Origin of the sequence: Halomonas maura (genome assembly GCF_030409305.1) — a bacterium.
GTDB lineage: Bacteria > Pseudomonadota > Gammaproteobacteria > Pseudomonadales > Halomonadaceae > Halomonas > Halomonas maura.
Window position 1 is genome coordinate 63,646 of record NZ_JAUFPQ010000027.1, and the last position, 14,528, is coordinate 78,173.

At 71.9% G+C, this 14,528-nt stretch carries 10 protein-coding genes; 4 read left to right on the forward strand and 6 right to left on the reverse strand.

Going from position 1 to position 14,528, the window contains the following annotated elements; translation table 11 throughout:
• The first annotated feature begins 103 nt into the window (after positions 1-103).
• Genes xdhA through guaD form a run of 4 tightly spaced genes read left to right on the forward strand, consistent with a single transcriptional unit; the run spans position 104 to position 6,331 of the window.
• On the forward strand, positions 104-1,603 hold the full coding sequence (gene xdhA, locus QWY76_RS18005) for a xanthine dehydrogenase small subunit (RefSeq protein ID WP_290312859.1): 1,500 nt from the start codon (positions 104-106) through the stop codon (positions 1,601-1,603).
• Complete coding sequence (xdhB, locus tag QWY76_RS18010) at positions 1,587-4,085, forward strand: xanthine dehydrogenase molybdopterin binding subunit (protein ID WP_290312860.1); 2,499 nt, start codon at positions 1,587-1,589, stop codon at positions 4,083-4,085. Before xdhA ends, xdhB begins: the two co-directional genes overlap by 17 nt.
• Positions 4,072-4,938 carry a xanthine dehydrogenase accessory protein XdhC gene (gene xdhC, locus QWY76_RS18015; RefSeq protein WP_290312861.1) on the forward strand — a complete coding sequence of 289 codons (867 nt, stop codon included), beginning with the start codon at positions 4,072-4,074 and terminating at the stop codon, positions 4,936-4,938. Before xdhB ends, xdhC begins: the two co-directional genes overlap by 14 nt.
• Before the next feature lie 34 nt (positions 4,939-4,972).
• On the forward strand, positions 4,973-6,331 hold the full coding sequence (guaD, locus tag QWY76_RS18020) for a guanine deaminase (protein WP_290312862.1): 1,359 nt from the start codon (positions 4,973-4,975) through the stop codon (positions 6,329-6,331).
• A gap of 97 nt (positions 6,332-6,428) precedes the next feature.
• Here the strand turns inward: guaD and QWY76_RS18025 are convergent, their stop codons facing one another.
• From QWY76_RS18025 to QWY76_RS18050, 6 genes are all read right to left on the reverse strand, one after another.
• Positions 6,429-7,424, reverse strand: coding sequence for an adenosine deaminase (locus QWY76_RS18025; RefSeq protein WP_290312864.1), 996 nt, complete (start codon positions 7,422-7,424; stop codon positions 6,429-6,431).
• Positions 7,425-7,450: 26 nt separating this feature from the next.
• On the reverse strand, positions 7,451-9,196 hold the full coding sequence (cydC, locus tag QWY76_RS18030) for a thiol reductant ABC exporter subunit CydC (RefSeq protein ID WP_290312865.1): 1,746 nt from the start codon (positions 9,194-9,196) through the stop codon (positions 7,451-7,453).
• On the reverse strand, positions 9,189-10,862 hold the full coding sequence (gene cydD, locus QWY76_RS18035) for a thiol reductant ABC exporter subunit CydD (RefSeq protein ID WP_290312887.1): 1,674 nt from the start codon (positions 10,860-10,862) through the stop codon (positions 9,189-9,191). The genes cydC and cydD overlap by 8 nt, the downstream gene beginning before the upstream one ends.
• A complete protein-coding gene (gene cydB, locus QWY76_RS18040; RefSeq protein WP_290312866.1) occupies positions 10,855-11,856 on the reverse strand; it encodes a cytochrome d ubiquinol oxidase subunit II in 1,002 nt (333 codons plus the stop codon). Before cydB ends, cydD begins: the two co-directional genes overlap by 8 nt.
• Before the next feature lie 3 nt (positions 11,857-11,859).
• Positions 11,860-13,278, reverse strand: a complete 1,419-nt coding sequence (locus QWY76_RS18045) for a cytochrome ubiquinol oxidase subunit I (RefSeq protein WP_290312868.1) — start codon at positions 13,276-13,278, stop codon at positions 11,860-11,862.
• A 258-nt stretch (positions 13,279-13,536) separates the two neighbouring features.
• Entirely contained in the window at positions 13,537-14,520 is a 984-nt protein-coding gene (locus QWY76_RS18050) for a calcium/sodium antiporter (protein WP_290312869.1), read from the reverse strand.
• Between the last annotated feature and the right edge of the window lie 8 nt (positions 14,521-14,528).

Here is a 14,528-nt window from a genome sequence, read left to right on the forward strand (position 1 = left end):
CCGACAAAAAAGTGCAGGGGAAACTTGCCAAAGCTGACCGAATGGTCAAGAATCAACTCAACCCCTACTCCTTCGGCCAACACAACCACAAACGGAGCCGGCCATGATCGACTTCTATCTCAACGGCAGGCGTCAGCGCTGCACCGACGTGAGCGCCGACACCAGCATCCTCGAGTTGTTGCGCACGACACTGGGCCAGACCGGCACCAAGGAAGGCTGCGCCTCCGGCGACTGCGGGGCCTGCACCGTGGCCATCGGCGAGCCGGATGCCTCCGGCGAGCTCGTCTACCACAACGCCAACGCCTGCATCACCCCCGCCTACCAGCTCGAGGGCTGCCACCTGGTGACCGTTGAGGGCCTGGCCCGGGGCGAGCGGCTGCACCCCGCCCAGGCGGCGATGGTCGACTGCCACGGCAGCCAGTGCGGCTTCTGCACGCCGGGCATCGTGATGTCGCTGTTCACCCTCTACGAGAACCAGCGCCGCCGGCCGGCCCCGCTGACCCAGGAACGCCTGGAGGAGGCCCTCGGGGGCAACCTGTGCCGCTGCACCGGCTACCGGCCGATCCGCGACGCCGCGCTGAGCATGGGCGATTACCCGGCGGCCGATCCCGAGTGGGCCGAGGATCCCATGCTGGCCAGCAACGTGGCCTGGTTACGCCGCCCCGCCGAGGGCGCGCCGGCAGCCGCCGGCCATTACGTGGCCCCCCAGGACCTGGCCGCCCTGCGCGCCCTCAAGGCCAGGCGCCCCGCGGCCCGGCTGGTGGCCGGCGGCACCGACCTGTGGCTCGAGACCACCCAGCAGCTCAAGACCCTGGACGACATCATCGATGTCCGCCAGGTCACCGAGCTGAACGCCGTCGAGGAGACCGCCGAGGGCTGGTGGATCGGTGCCGCCGTGACCCTCGCACGGCTGACCCCGCTGCTGGCCGAGCACTACCCGGCCTTCGAGCACCTGATGCACCGCTTCGCCTCGTCGCAGATCCGCAATCGCGCGACGCTGGGTGGCAACATCGCCAACGCCTCGCCGATCGGCGATACCCCACCGGTGCTGCTGGCCCTCGACGCCCGGCTGCGCCTGGACGGCCCGCGGGGCACCCGCGAGCTGCCGCTGGCGGACTTCTTCCTCGACTACAAGCGCACGGCGCTGGCCGAGGACGAGTTCATCGCCGCGATCTTCCTGCCGCGCCCGGGCGCCGAGCAGAATCTCAAGGTCTGGAAGCTGTCCAAGCGTCGAGAGGACGACATCTCGGCGGTGCTGGCCGCCTTCGCCTGGCGCCTCGAGGACGGCGTGATGCGCGATGTCCACCTGGCCTTCGGCGGCATGGCGGCCATCCCGCGTCGCGCCCCGGCCGCCGAGGCCGCCCTGGAAGGCCATGCCCCCGACGCCGCGGCCTTCGCCGAGGCCCGCGCGGCGCTCGCCGAGGAGCTGACCCCGATGTCCGATGTGCGCGGCAGCGCGGAGTACCGGCGCCTCGCCGCCGGCAACCTGCTCGAGCGGCTGCGCCTGATGATCGCGGCCGACCGTGCCCCGGCCGACACCACCAACGACGCCGATAACAATACCCCTGCGACCAAGGTGACTCTCGATGCGTACGCTCACTAGGCTTTCCACCTCGCCCGAAGCCGCTCGTGGCAGCGATTCCGCCGCCGATCAGCCTTCCTGGCAACGTAACCAGGGGGACGCCCCCCTGGCGCGGGAGACTGTCGCCCCCCAAGGGGGCTCCGGCGCCTCCCGCGCCCACGAGAGCGCCGTCAAGCACGTCACCGGCCGGGCCGCCTACATCGACGATATCCCCAGTCCCGCCGATACCTTGCACGTGGCGCTGGGCCTGTCGCCGGTGGCCCATGGCCGGCTGACCCGCCTCGACCTCGACGCGGTGCGCAGCGCCCCCGGGGTGGTGGACGTGATCACCCTCGCCGACGTGCCCGGCCACACCGACATCGGCCCGGTCTTCCCCGGCGACCCGCTGTTCGCCGATGACGAGATCAGCTACGTCGGCCAGTGCCTGTTCGCCGTGGCCGCCGAGAGCCACCGGGCCGCCCGCCTGGCGGTGCAGGCGGCGGTGGTCGAGATCGACGAGCAGCCGGCCTGCCTGGACCCGGTGATCGCCGCCGGGCGCGGCGACTTCGTGCGCCCCACCCATACCCATGAGCGCGGCGACTGGCGGCAGGCCCTGAATGACGCCCCCCACGTGCTGGAGGGCGAGCAGTTCGTCGGCGGCCAGGAACACTTCTACCTGGAGGGCCAGGCCTGCCTGGTCCAGCCCACCGAGGACGAGGGGGTGATGGTCTACACCTCCAACCAGCACCCCAGCGAGACCCAGAAGCTGGTCGCCGAGGTGCTCGGCATCCCCTTCCACGCGGTGACCATGGAGATGCGCCGCATGGGCGGCGGCTTCGGCGGCAAGGAGACCCAGGCCTCGCCCTGGGCCTGCATCGCCGCCATCATCGCCCGGCGCACCGGACGGGCCACCAGGATCCGCCTGCCCCGCGCCGAGGACAGCCGCGCCACCGGCAAGCGTCACCCCTTCCACAACCGCTACCGGCTCGGCGTCGACGACCGGGGCGTGCTGGCCGGCGGGGAGATCACGGTGATCGGCGATTGCGGCTACTCGCCGGACCTGTCCGACGCCATCGTCGATCGCGCCATGTTCCACGCCGACAACGCCTACTCGCTGGGCGCCGCCCGGGTCACCGGCCAGCGGGCCAGGACCCACAAGGCCTCGAACACCGCCTTCCGCGGCTTCGGCGGCCCCCAGGGCATGATGATCATCGAGCGGGCCATGGACGACATCGCCCGGCACCTCGGCGAGGACCCGCTGACCATCCGCCGGCGCAACCTCTATCGCGAGAAGGACCCGGATGGCACGCCCCGCGACGTCACCCACTACGGCCAGCGGGTCGAGCAGCTCTCGCTGCTGCAGGACATCGTCTCGCAGCTCGAAGCCAGCAGCGACTACTGGGCGCGCCGTCGCGAGATCACCGCGTTCAACGCGCAGAGCCCGATCATCAAGAAGGGCCTGGCGCTGACCCCGGTGAAGTTCGGCATCTCCTTCACCGTCCAGCACCTCAATCAGGCCGGCGCCCTGCTGCTCGTCTATACCGACGGCAGCGTGATGATCAACCACGGCGGCACCGAGATGGGCCAGGGCCTGCACACCAAGGTCTGCCAGGTGGTGGCCCGCGAACTGGGCCTGGACCTGGAGCGGGTGCGGATCAGCGCCACCCGCACCGACAAGGTGCCCAACACCTCGCCCACCGCCGCCTCCAGCGGCGCCGACCTCAACGGCCAGGCCGCCCGGGATGCGGCCAGCAAGCTGCGCGAGCGGCTGTTCGACTTCGCCGCCGCGCACTTCGACCGCGAGGCCGGCGGGCTGGATCGCGAGGCCATGCGCCTGGAGGACGGCCACCTGGTGGCCGGCATCGGCGAGGCCGAGACGCGCATCCCCTGGGGCGAGCTCGTCCAGGCGGCCTACATGGCCCGGGTCTCGCTCTCCGAGAAGGGCTTCTACGCCACCCCGCTGATCCACTACGACCGCGCCACCGGGCGTGGCCGGCCCTTCTACTACTATGCCCACGGCGCCGCCGTGGCCGAGGTGGAGGTCGACACCCTGTCCGGCGAGTACCGGCTGAGCCGCGCCGACATCCTCCACGACGTCGGCGACTCCCTGAACCCGGCCATCGACATCGGCCAGATCGAGGGCGCCTTCATCCAGGGCATGGGCTGGCTGACCAGCGAGGAGCTCAAGTGGAACGACGCCGGCCGGCTGGTCTCCGATGGCCCGGCCACCTACAAGATCCCGGCCTTCGGTGACCTGCCGCCGACCTTCAACGTCGACCTGCTGCAGGGGCATCCCAACTCCCAGGCCAGCATCTACCGCTCCAAGGCCGTGGGCGAACCGCCGTTCATGCTCGGCATCTCGGTGTGGTCGGCGCTGCGCGATGCCCTGGCGAGCCTCGCCGACTACCGGGTCAGCCCGGCGCTGGACACCCCGGCCACCCCGGAGCGGGTGCTGATGGTCGCCGAGGCGCTGCGGCAGGCCGAGCCTTCGCCCGCCGCGAGGCCCGACCATGCACCGGCCTGAGCCCTGGCACGCGGCCCTCGACCGGCTGCAGCGCGAGGCGCGCCCCCATGCGCTGGCCAGCGTGGTGGGCGTGGCCGGCTCCACGCCCCGGGAGCCCGGCGCCAAGATGGTGATCACCCCGGACGCCGTCCACGACACCTTGGGCGGCGGCACCTTCGAGCTGCAGGTCATCGAGGCGGCCCGGGAGGCCCTCACCCGGGGCGAGGCCGGCACGCGGCTGGAGGCCTTCCCGCTGGGCGGGCGTTCCGGCCAGTGCTGCGGCGGCTACGTGCACGTGCTGATCGAGCTGTTCGCCGGTGCCGAGATGAGCGTGGCGCTGTTCGGCGCCGGCCACGTCGGCCAGGCGCTGGTCGAGGTGCTCTCGCCGTTGCCCTGGCGGGTGCTGTGGTTCGACAGCCGCGAGGACGCCTTCCCGGACACGCTCCCCGAGGGCGAGCGCATGCGCCGCCAGTGCATCGCCCCGGGCAGCGAGGGGCCGCAAGTCGAGGCCGCCGTGAACGGCCTGCCCGCGGGCTGCCATGCCCTGGTGATGACCCATGACCACGCCGAGGACCGGGCCCTGGTCGATGCCCTGCTGCGCCGCGGCGACTGCGCCTCGATCGGCCTGATCGGCTCGCAGAGCAAGTGGGCGAGCTTTCGCCGCCGGCTGGCGGACGCGGGGCATGGAGAGGCGGCGCTGTCGACGGTGCGCTGCCCCATCGGGGTGCCGGGCGCCCAGGGCAAGCGCCCCTACGAGATCGCCCTGGCGGTGGCCGCGGAGCTGCTGACCCTCAAGCCCGAGAGCGAGCGCCAGGACCGCCGCGGCGTGTCCCCCGAGACCCTGCGCGAGACCTTTTCCCCTACACGCGACTGAGCGTCGGCCGAGCCGGCGCCCATCGGAGAGAACCATGACCGACCCACGTTCCCATATGCGCGTCCTGCGCGGCCCCCTGCTGAGCTTCGACGCCGATCCCGGCGACGGCGACACCCCGGTGCCGGACAGCGTGCGCTACCTGGAGGACGGCGCCCTGTGGCTGGTCGACGGGCATATCCGCGCCGTCGCCGACTACGCCGCCCTGGCGCCCCACCTGCCGGCGGGCATCGAGGTGGTGGACTACTCGGGCAAGCTGATGCTGCCGGGCTTCATCGACAGCCACGTGCACTATGCGCAGCTCGACATCATGGCGTCCTACGGCCGCCAGCTGCTCGACTGGCTCAACGACTACACCTTCCCGGAGGAATGCCGCTTCGCCGAACGGGCCCATGCCGAGGCCGTGGCCGAGGCCTTCCTCGACGAGTCACTGCGGGTCGGCACCACCACCGCCCAGGTGTTCTGCACCTCCCACCCGGGCTCGGTGGATGCCTTCTTCGCGGCCGCCCGGCGCCGCGGCCTGCGCATGCTCGCCGGCAAGGTGCTGATGGACCGCCATGCCCCCGAGGCCCTGGTGGACGACACCCTGGGCGGACTGCGCGACAGCGAACGGCTGATCGGCGACTGGCACGGCAAGGGGCGCCTGGGCTACAGCCTGACGCCGCGCTTCGCCCCCACCTCGACCCGCGAACAGCTCGAGGCCACCGGCGGCGTGCTGCGCAATGCCCCCGACCTCCACCTGCAGACGCACCTGTCCGAGAACCCGGGCGAGATCGCCTGGGTCGCCGAGCTGTTCCCGGAGTGCGAGGACTACCTGGCGGTCTACGAGCACTACGGCCTGGTGGGCCCGCGCAGTACCTTCGCCCATGGCATCCACCTGGACCAGGGGATGCGCCAGCGGCTGGCCGGGGCCGGAGCCAACATCGCCTTCTGCCCCACCTCCAACCTGTTCCTGGGCAGCGGCCTGTTCGACCGCCAGGCCTGCCGGGAAGCGGGCGTCGCCACCAGCCTGGCCAGCGACGTGGGCGGCGGCACCGATCTCTCGGGCCTGGCCACCCTCAAGGCCGCCTACCAGGTCGGCCAGCTGCTCGGCCAGCCGCTGACCGCCTGGCAGGGCTTCTACCGCCTGACGCTGGGCAATGCCCGGGCGCTGCACCTGGATGGCCAGGTGGGCCGGCTGCGCGAGGGGGGCGAGGCCGACATCGTGGTCCTCGACCCCGAGGCCACCCCGCTGCTGGCCCGGCGCACCGCCCACTGCAAGACCCTGGCCGAGCGCCTGTTCGCGCTGATGATGCTCGGCGACGACCGGGCCGTGCTGGCCACCTGGGCGGACGGCCGCTGCGTGCATCGCCGTGACGCCCAAAGGGCGGAGGCGACGACGCCCGTCGACGCCTGATCCACGCGCAAGATGGGGTGTAGACCTTGGGCGACCCGGCAACGGGTCGCCCCTTTTTGTGGCGGATTGTGGCCGACGGCGGGCCTGGGGGCGGCGCTTAGCGGCAGGCGGCCAGACGATCGCGCAGCTCGCGGCGGCGCGCCTCGGGCATGAAGGCCGCCTCGATGGCGTTGCCGGCCAGGTCGAGGAAGACCTCCCGGGACCAGCCGAAGGCCCGCCGACAAGCGAGGAAGTTGTCCAGCATGCCGCCGCCGAAGTAGGCGGGATCGTCGGAGTTCAGCGTCAGGGTCAGCCCGGCCTCGAGCAGCCGCGGCAGGGGATGGTCCTCCATGCGCTCGACCACCTTGAGGCGCAGGTTGGAGAGCGGGCAGACGGTCAGCACCATGGCCTCGGCGCGCAACCGCTCGACCAGGGTCGGGTCCTCGAGGCAGCGCACACCATGGTCGATGCGGCAGACCTCCAGGGCATCCAGCGCCTCGAGGATGTAGTCGGGCGGCCCCTCCTCGCCGGCATGGGCGACCCGGGCCAGGCCCAGGGCCCTGGCCCGCTGGAACACCTCGCTGAACTTCGCCGGGGGGTTGCCGAGCTCGGCGCTGTCCAGGCCCACGGCGTCCAGGGTCTCCCAGTAGGGGGCGGCCTGTTCCAGCAGCGTCAGCGCCTCGTCGGCGGGCCGGTCGCGCAGGAAGGCCAGGATCATCGCCGTGGACAGGTCGAGTTCACGCTCGGCCCGGCGCCGGGCCCGGCCCAGCCCCTCCATCACCGTGGCCAGCGCCACGCCCCGGGACAGGTGGGCCTGGGGGTCGACGTGCATCTCCACGTGCACCACCCCCTCGTCGTGGGCGCGCCGGAAGTAGTCCATCGCCAGGTCCTCGAAGTCCTGGACGGTGCGCAGCACGCTCATGCCCTGGTAGTAGAGGTCGAGGAAGGACTGCAGGTCGGTGAAGTCGTAGGCGGCGCGGATCGCCTCCACCGAGCCATAGGGCAGCGACACGCCGTTGCGCTCGGCCAGCGCCATCATCAGTTCCGGCTCGAGGGTGCCCTCGATGTGCAGGTGCAGTTCGGCCTTGGGCAGGCGCTTGAGGAAATCCCGCATGGCTCACCTCGCAAAGGTCCTTTGCCCTATCCTCCAAGATTCCGCGCCCGGGCGCAAAGGGCGCGTGGCGCTTCCGCCTCCAGCACCAGGCGGCGCGTCAGCCCCGGCAGCGGCCCCACGGGGGTGTCGGCGGCATGCGCCAGGTAGAGCACGCTGCGCCCCCTCAGCCAGACATCCAGGCGGCCGGCCAGGCGCTCGGCCAGGGCCCGGTCGAGGCCCGCGAAGGGCTCGTCGAGGATCACCAGTCCGGGGTCGCGCAGCAGCAGGCGGGCCAGCGACAGGCGCCGGGCCTGGCCGCCGGACAGCCGCCGACCGCCCTCGCCGACCCGGGTGGCGAGCCCTCGGGGCAGGCCCTCGGCCCACTCGGCCAGTTCCACCACCTCGAGCACCTCCCACAGCCGCGCCTCCTCGGCCGCCGGGTCGGCGATGCGCAGGTTGGCCGCCAGGCTGTCGTCGAACAGCTCGGTGAGCTGGGTCAGGCAGGCCGTGCGCCGCCGCAGGTCGGCCTCGGCGATCTCGGCGAGCGGCCTGCCGGCGAGCCGCACCCGACCCGCGGTCGGCGCGAGCTGGCGCGTCAGCAATGCCGCCACGCTCGACTTGCCGGCCCCGGAGGCGCCATACAGGGCGAGACGCTCCCCCGGTGCGAGGGCCAGGTCGAGGCCGTCGAGGGCCGGGGTCAGGGCACCGGGATAGCGCAGGCCGACCCGTTCCAGGGTCACCGCCAGCGGCCCCTCGGGCAGCGACGCCGTGGCCGGGGCAGACGGCGGGCGCCGGGCCGCCCTGAGGGCATTCAGCCGCTCGGCGGCGGCCCGGGTGGCACCGGCCTGGGTGAAGGCCGCAGGCAATGCCGCCAGCGCCTCGTTCAGCGCCAGCACGGCCAGCGGCAACATCACCATCACCGGCCCGGCCAGCTGGCCGTCCTGCCAGGCCCGGGCCGCCAGCCACAGGGCGGCCAGCCAGGTCGCGCCCGTGGCCAGTCCGGCCAGGGCGTTGCCCAGGGCGGCGACGAGCCCCAGCCGCCGGTGATCGGCGGCGAGCCGGGCCTCGACGGCCTCGAGTCGCCGACGATGGTCCGCCAGGCTGCCGTAGGCCTCGAGTTCGGCGAGGCCCTGGAGCTGCTCGATCACCCGCCCACGCAGGCGTTCCAGTTCCTCCACGCGGCGACGGCTGGCGGCCAGGCCCAGCCGCGCCTGGCCCAGGGTCAGCCACAGCCAGGCCAGGCCCAGCAGCGTGGCCACGCTGCCCCCCGCCGCCGGAGACCACAGCGCCAGGAAGCCGGCCAGGGCGAGGATCGCCGCCAGGGCCACCGCCGCCGGCGCCAGCAGGCGCAGGAACAGGCTGTCCAGGGTATCGATGTCGGCGGTCAGGCGATTCAGCCAGTCGCTGGCCCGCCGCCGGGCCAGGCGGGCGGCATCGAGATCGGCGAGGACGGCGAACATCCCGGCCCGCAGGTCGGCCAGCAGGCGCAGTACGGTGTCGTGGTTATACAGGCGCTCCAGGTAGCGAGCCACGGTGCGGGTCAGGGCGAAGGCGCGGATGCCCCCGCCGGGCACATAGACATCGAGCGTCAGTGCGGCACCGGCGGCCAGGGCGATGCCGGCGAGTCCCGTGGCGGTGATAAACCAGCCGGAAAGGGCCAGTAATCCCAATGCCGCGGCCAGTGCCAGGCCCATCAGCCCGGCCCCGGCCATCAGTCGACGTTTGCGCCGCCCCAGCAGGCGCAGCCAGGGTCCCAGGGTGGCGCACCATCCGGGACGCGGGGACTCAGCCATGGACCGCTCCCGCCTCTCGGCCCTCGCGTAGCCGCAGCACCCGCCGGGCCAGCGCCAGTGGGGCCGGCTGGTGGCTGGCGATCACCAGGGTGCGCCCCTCCGCGGCCAGGGCGGCCAGCCCCGCGAGCACCCGGGCCTCGCTGGCCGCATCGAGGCTGGCGGTCGGCTCGTCGAGCAGCACCAGGGGCGCCGGCGAGAGGAACACCCGCGCCAGGGCCAGGCGCTGGGCCTGGCCCCCGGAGAGCCCCACGCCGCGCTCGCCGAGGGCGGTGTCGAGCCCAGCGGGCAAGGCGGCCAGTAGCTCGCCGAGCCCGGCCCGCTCGAGGGCGCGGCGCAGGGCGGCCTCATCGGCCTCGGGCGCGGCCAGGCGCAGGTTGTCGGCGAGGCTGCCGTGAATCAACAGGGGACGCTGGTCCATCCAGGCGAAGGCGTGATCCCCCGCCACCCGCCGCGCCCCCTCGCTGGGCCCGACGAAGCCCGCCAGCAGTTGCAGCAGCGTCGACTTGCCGGCCCCGGAGGGCCCGCTCACCGCGAGGATCTCGCCCCGGGCGAGCGTCAGGTCCAGGGGCCCCAGCACCCGTCCCCGCTCGGGGTGCGACACCGTCACGCCCGCGAGTTCGACGAGCGAGTGCGCGCCGTGCGGCGCGGCCGGCGCTCGGCCGGCGCGGCGCGGCGTCTCCTCGAGCAGCGCCACCAGGCCCTCGGCGGCGCCCAGGGCCGCGGCCCGGTCGTGGTAGTGCTGGGCGAGGCTGCGCAGCGGCTGGAAGAATTCCGGGGCCAGCAGTAGCACCAGCAGCCCGCTGAACAGGGTCAGCTCGTCCGCCGGCCCATAGGCGATATAGCCCAGCAGGCCGAAGCCCACGTAGATGGCCACCATGGCGATGGCCACGGCGGCGAAGAACTCGAGGACCGCCGAGGACAGGAAGGCCAGGCGCAGGGTGCGCATGCTGCGCCGCCGATAGTCGTCGGCGGCGGCATGCACCTCGCGGGTGGCCGCCCGGGTGTGGCCGAACAGCTGCAGGGTGGCGAGGCCCCGCACCCGATCGATGAAATGCCGCGACAGCCGCGAGACGGCGTCGAACTGCTCGCGGTTGAGCCGCTCGGCGCCCATGCCGACCAGGGCCATGAACAGCGGGATCAGCGGCGCGGAGAGCAGCAGGAACAGCGCCGCCAGCCAGTCCAGCCAGGCCACCACGGCGAGGACCAGCAGCGGCATGGCCACGGCCAGGCGGCGCTGGGGCAGGAAGCGGGCCACATAGCCGTCCAGCGCCTCGACCTGGTCCACGACCCGGTTGGCCAGACTGGCCGTGTGGTGGCCGGCGATGCCCACCGGCCCCAGCCGCGCCAGATGGTCGAGCAGCTCGGCCCTGGCCCGGGTGCGCAGGCGCAGGCTGGCGGCGAGCCCGGCGGCGTCCTGGCCCCACTGGGCCAGGGCCCGCAACACCAGCAGCGTCGCCAGCGCCAAGAAGCCCGGCACCAGCGCCGCCAGCGGCGTGCCCTCCACCAGCAGGGCCGTCACCAGCCAGGCCAGCAGCGCCAGCTGGGCGACGGTCAGGGCACCGGCGACGAGCCCGGCGGCCACCGCCAGGGCCAGCCACCGTTGCTCGGCGTGCGCCAGGCGCGCCAGCCAGCTGCGGGCGGTGCGCGCCTCAAGGACCTCAGTGATACCCCTCGCCCTCCCGGACCTTGCCGCGGAAGACCCAGTAGGTCCAGGCGGTGTAGGCCAGCACGATGGGAATCACGAAGAGCATGCCGAGCAGCAGGAAGAGCTGGGATTCCGGCGCCGAGGCGGCCTCCCAGAGGGTGTAGTTCGGCGGCACGATCACCGGCCACTTGCTGACCACCAGCCCCAGGTAGGTGAAGACGAACAGGCCCAGGGTGGCGATGAACGGCTGGCCCTCGCGGCGCTCCCGCACCGAGCGCCACAGCCAGGCCGCGCTGGCCAGCGCCAACGCCGGGAAGATCCAGATCAGGTGCAGCTGGCCGAACCAGCGGTCACGCACGAAGTCGTCGACGAAGGGCGTCCAGACGCTGATGACGGCGAACACCGCCAGCACCGCCAGCAGCAGTTTCGGCGTCAGCCGGTAGGCCCATTCCTGGGTGTGCCCCTCGCTCTTCATGATCAGCCAGGTGGCGCCCAGCAGCGCATAGCCGGCCATCAGGCCGACCCCGGTGAGGACGGTGAAGGGCGTGAGCCAGTCCAGGGGCCCGCCGACATAGACGAAGTCTTCCACGGCGAACCCCTGGATATAGGTGCCCACGACCGCGCCCTGGGCGAAGGCGGCCACCGCCGACCCCCAGCTGAAGGCGCGGTTCCACCAGCGGCGGTTGCGGTGGGACTTGAAGCGGAACTCGAAGGCGATGCCGCGGAAGATCAGCCCCGCCAGCATCAGGAAGACGCCGATATAGAGCGCCGGCAGGAAGACCGCATAGACCAGCGGGAAGGCCGCCAGCAGGCCGGCGCCGCCCAGCACCAGCCAGGTCTCGTTGCCGTCCCACACCGGCGCCACCGAGTTCATCATCACGTCCCGGCTGCCCTCGTCCGGGGCGAAGGGGAAGAGGATCCCCACGCCGAGATCGAAGCCGTCCATCAACACGTACATGATCACGCCGAAGCCGATGATGGCGGCCCAGATCAGTGACAGATCGAACATTTCCATGGCTCAACTCCTCCCCGGTTGGCTGGCGGCGTCTTCGAAGGGCACGTGGGCGGCGGAGAGGGGGCGCTTGGGCCGCTCGACCTCGTCCTCGTGGGGGGCCTCGGGCAGCATGCCCTGGCGGACCACCCGGGTCAGGTAGAGCACCCCGGCCCAGAAGACCACGGCATAGACCAGGCCATAGCCGACCAGGGTGAACAGCGCCATGCCACCGGTCAGCGAGGGGGTCACCGCCTCGGCCTGGCTCATGATGCCGTAGACCAGCCAGGGGGCGCGGCCGGTCTCGGTGACGAACCAGCCGGCGAGCACGGCCAGGAAGGGCGTCACCGACATCAGCCGCATCAGCTGCAGGTAGCCGCGATGCGCATGGACCCCGAAGAGCCGCCCCTTGAGACGCAGCCAGAGCCCGGCGACCGCCACGGCGATCATGGCGAAGCCTATGGCCACCATGACGCGGAACGACCAGAACACGATCCACACCGGCGGCTGTTCCGCCGGGGGCACCTCACTGATCCCCGGCAACTCGCCGTCCAGGTGATGGGTCAGGATCAGGCTGGCCAGCCCCGGGATGCCGAGCTCGAAGCGATTCTGCTGGGCGTCCTGGTCGGGCCAGGCGAACAGCAGCAGGGGGGCGCCCTGGCGTGTTTCCCAGTTGCCTTCCATCGCCGCCACCTTGGTCGGCTGGTGCTCCAGGGTGTTGAGGCCATGGAAATCACCCACCACCGCCTGGGTCGGGGCCAGCACCAGCAACAGCCACAGGCACATGGAGAAGGCCTTGCGGTTGGCCTCGACGTCACGGCCGATCAGCAGGTACCAGGCGCTGACGCCGGCCACCACGAAGCCCCCGGTGAGGAAGGATGCCAGCACCATATGGGTGAAGCGATAGGGGAAGGAGGGATTGAAGATCGCCTCGCTCCAGTCGGTGACGCGGAAGCGCCCGTCGACGAATTCCATGCCCACCGGGGTCTGCATCCAGCTGTTGGCGGCGAGGATCCAGAAGGCCGAGATGAAGGTGCCGATGGCCACCATGATCGAGGCGAACAGGTGCACGCCCTGGGGCACCTTGCCGCGGCCGAACAGCAACACGCCGAGGAACGCCGCCTCCAGGAAGAAGGCCGTGACCACCTCGTAGCTGAGCATCGGCCCGAGGAAGTTCGCGGCCGCCAGCGAGAAGTTGCTCCAGTTGGTGCCGAACTGGAAGGACATGACGATCCCCGAGACCACGCCCATGCCGAACACCACGGCGAAGACCCGGGTCCAGAAGATCGCCAGGCGCTCCCAGGCGGGGTTCTGGGTACGATAGAAGAGGCCGTTGAGCACGGCGAGATAGGATGCCAGGCCGATGGAGAACACCGGGAAGATGGCATGAAAGGACACCACGAAGGCGAACTGCAACCGCGACAACAGCAGGGGATCAAGCTCCATGAGACACTCCTCGGTCCTGCGGGCGAAAGGGCAAGGATGCATCGGGCGCTGGTCGTGCCCTGGTGCATCGGACGCGGGAGCGTCCTGCCGCATTCATCTGGCGTGCCTGAACAGCCTAGCCAATCCCGACGGAGGGCGGGCTCGCGCGTCACCCGCCCGCGCACACTCAGGCAATCCCCGCCATCATACTCCCGGTACGGGGCGAGGCGAGGCATTGCCCCTGCCCGACGCTGTGTCGCGTTGTCGCAGCCGGCCGACTCAGGCCGTCGCGCTGCCGACCACCAGGCTGATCATGAAACCGATGTAGGCCACGTACATCGTCAGCAGCGCGCCGCCCTCGAGGCGATTGATGCGCCCTGCCCGGCCCCGCCAGCCCGTGGCGAACACCACCATCAGCACGGTCATGGCGGTCATCAGGCTCCAGTCGCGCAGCAGCACCTCGCGGCCGGCGTCGATGGGCGCGATCACCGCGGCGAGCCCCACCACCCCGAGGGTGTTGAAGAGGTTGGAGCCCACCACGTTGCCGAGCACCAGGTCGTGCTCGCCGCGCCGCAGGGCACTCAGCGAGGACGCCAGCTCCGGCAGCGAGGTGCCCACGGCCACCACCGTCAGGCCGATGATCAGGTCGCTGACGCCGAAGCTCTGGGCGATGGCCACCGCCCCCCAGACCAGCAGCCGGGAGCTCGCCACCAGCAGCACCAGGCCGATGCCCGTCCAGACCAGGGACGCACGCAGCGACATGGGATGGGCCGCCAGGTCGGTCTCGGTGTCGGCGGAAAGGGGGTCGCTGCCGTCGCGCAGCCCCTTGACGACGCTGACCGCCATGAAGCCCCCCAGCAGCACCAGCAGCAGCACGCCCTCCAGGCGGGCGATGCCGCCGCCCAGCAGCAGCAACGCCGACAGCAGCGTCGCGGCCCCCAGCACCGGCAGCTCCCGACGAATCACCCCGGAATGTACCGCCAGCGGCGAGATCAGCGCCACCAGCCCCAGGATCAGGCCGATGTTGGCGATGTTCGAGCCGTAGGCGTTACCCAGGGCCAGGCCGGGATTGCCCTGCCCGGCGGCGATGGCCGAGACCACCAGCTCCGGCGCCGAGGTGCCGAAGCCGATCACCAGCATGCCGATCAACAGGGGCGACAGGCCGAGCCGTGCAGAGGTCGCGGCGGCGCCGTCGACGAAGCGCTCGGCGCTCCATACCAGCAGGATCAGGCCTGCCACCACCGCCAGAGCGGGAAGCATCATGGGATCTC

Bases quoted from the DNA above. Each gene is read 5' to 3' on its own strand.
- xdhA (WP_290312859.1), top strand. From the start codon at position 104: ATGATCGACTTCTATCTCAACGGCAGGCGTCAGCGCTGCACCGACGTG.
- xdhB (WP_290312860.1), top strand. From the start codon at position 1,587: ATGCGTACGCTCACTAGGCTTTCCACCTCGCCCGAAGCCGCTCGTGGC.
- xdhC (WP_290312861.1), top strand. From the start codon at position 4,072: ATGCACCGGCCTGAGCCCTGGCACGCGGCCCTCGACCGGCTGCAGCGC.
- guaD (WP_290312862.1), top strand. From the start codon at position 4,973: ATGACCGACCCACGTTCCCATATGCGCGTCCTGCGCGGCCCCCTGCTG.
- QWY76_RS18025 (WP_290312864.1), bottom strand. From the start codon at position 7,424: ATGCGGGATTTCCTCAAGCGCCTGCCCAAGGCCGAACTGCACCTGCAC.
- cydC (WP_290312865.1), bottom strand. From the start codon at position 9,196: ATGGCTGAGTCCCCGCGTCCCGGATGGTGCGCCACCCTGGGACCCTGG.
- cydB (WP_290312866.1), bottom strand. From the start codon at position 11,856: ATGGAAATGTTCGATCTGTCACTGATCTGGGCCGCCATCATCGGCTTC.
- QWY76_RS18045 (WP_290312868.1), bottom strand. From the start codon at position 13,278: ATGGAGCTTGATCCCCTGCTGTTGTCGCGGTTGCAGTTCGCCTTCGTG.
- QWY76_RS18050 (WP_290312869.1), bottom strand. From the start codon at position 14,520: ATGATGCTTCCCGCTCTGGCGGTGGTGGCAGGCCTGATCCTGCTGGTA.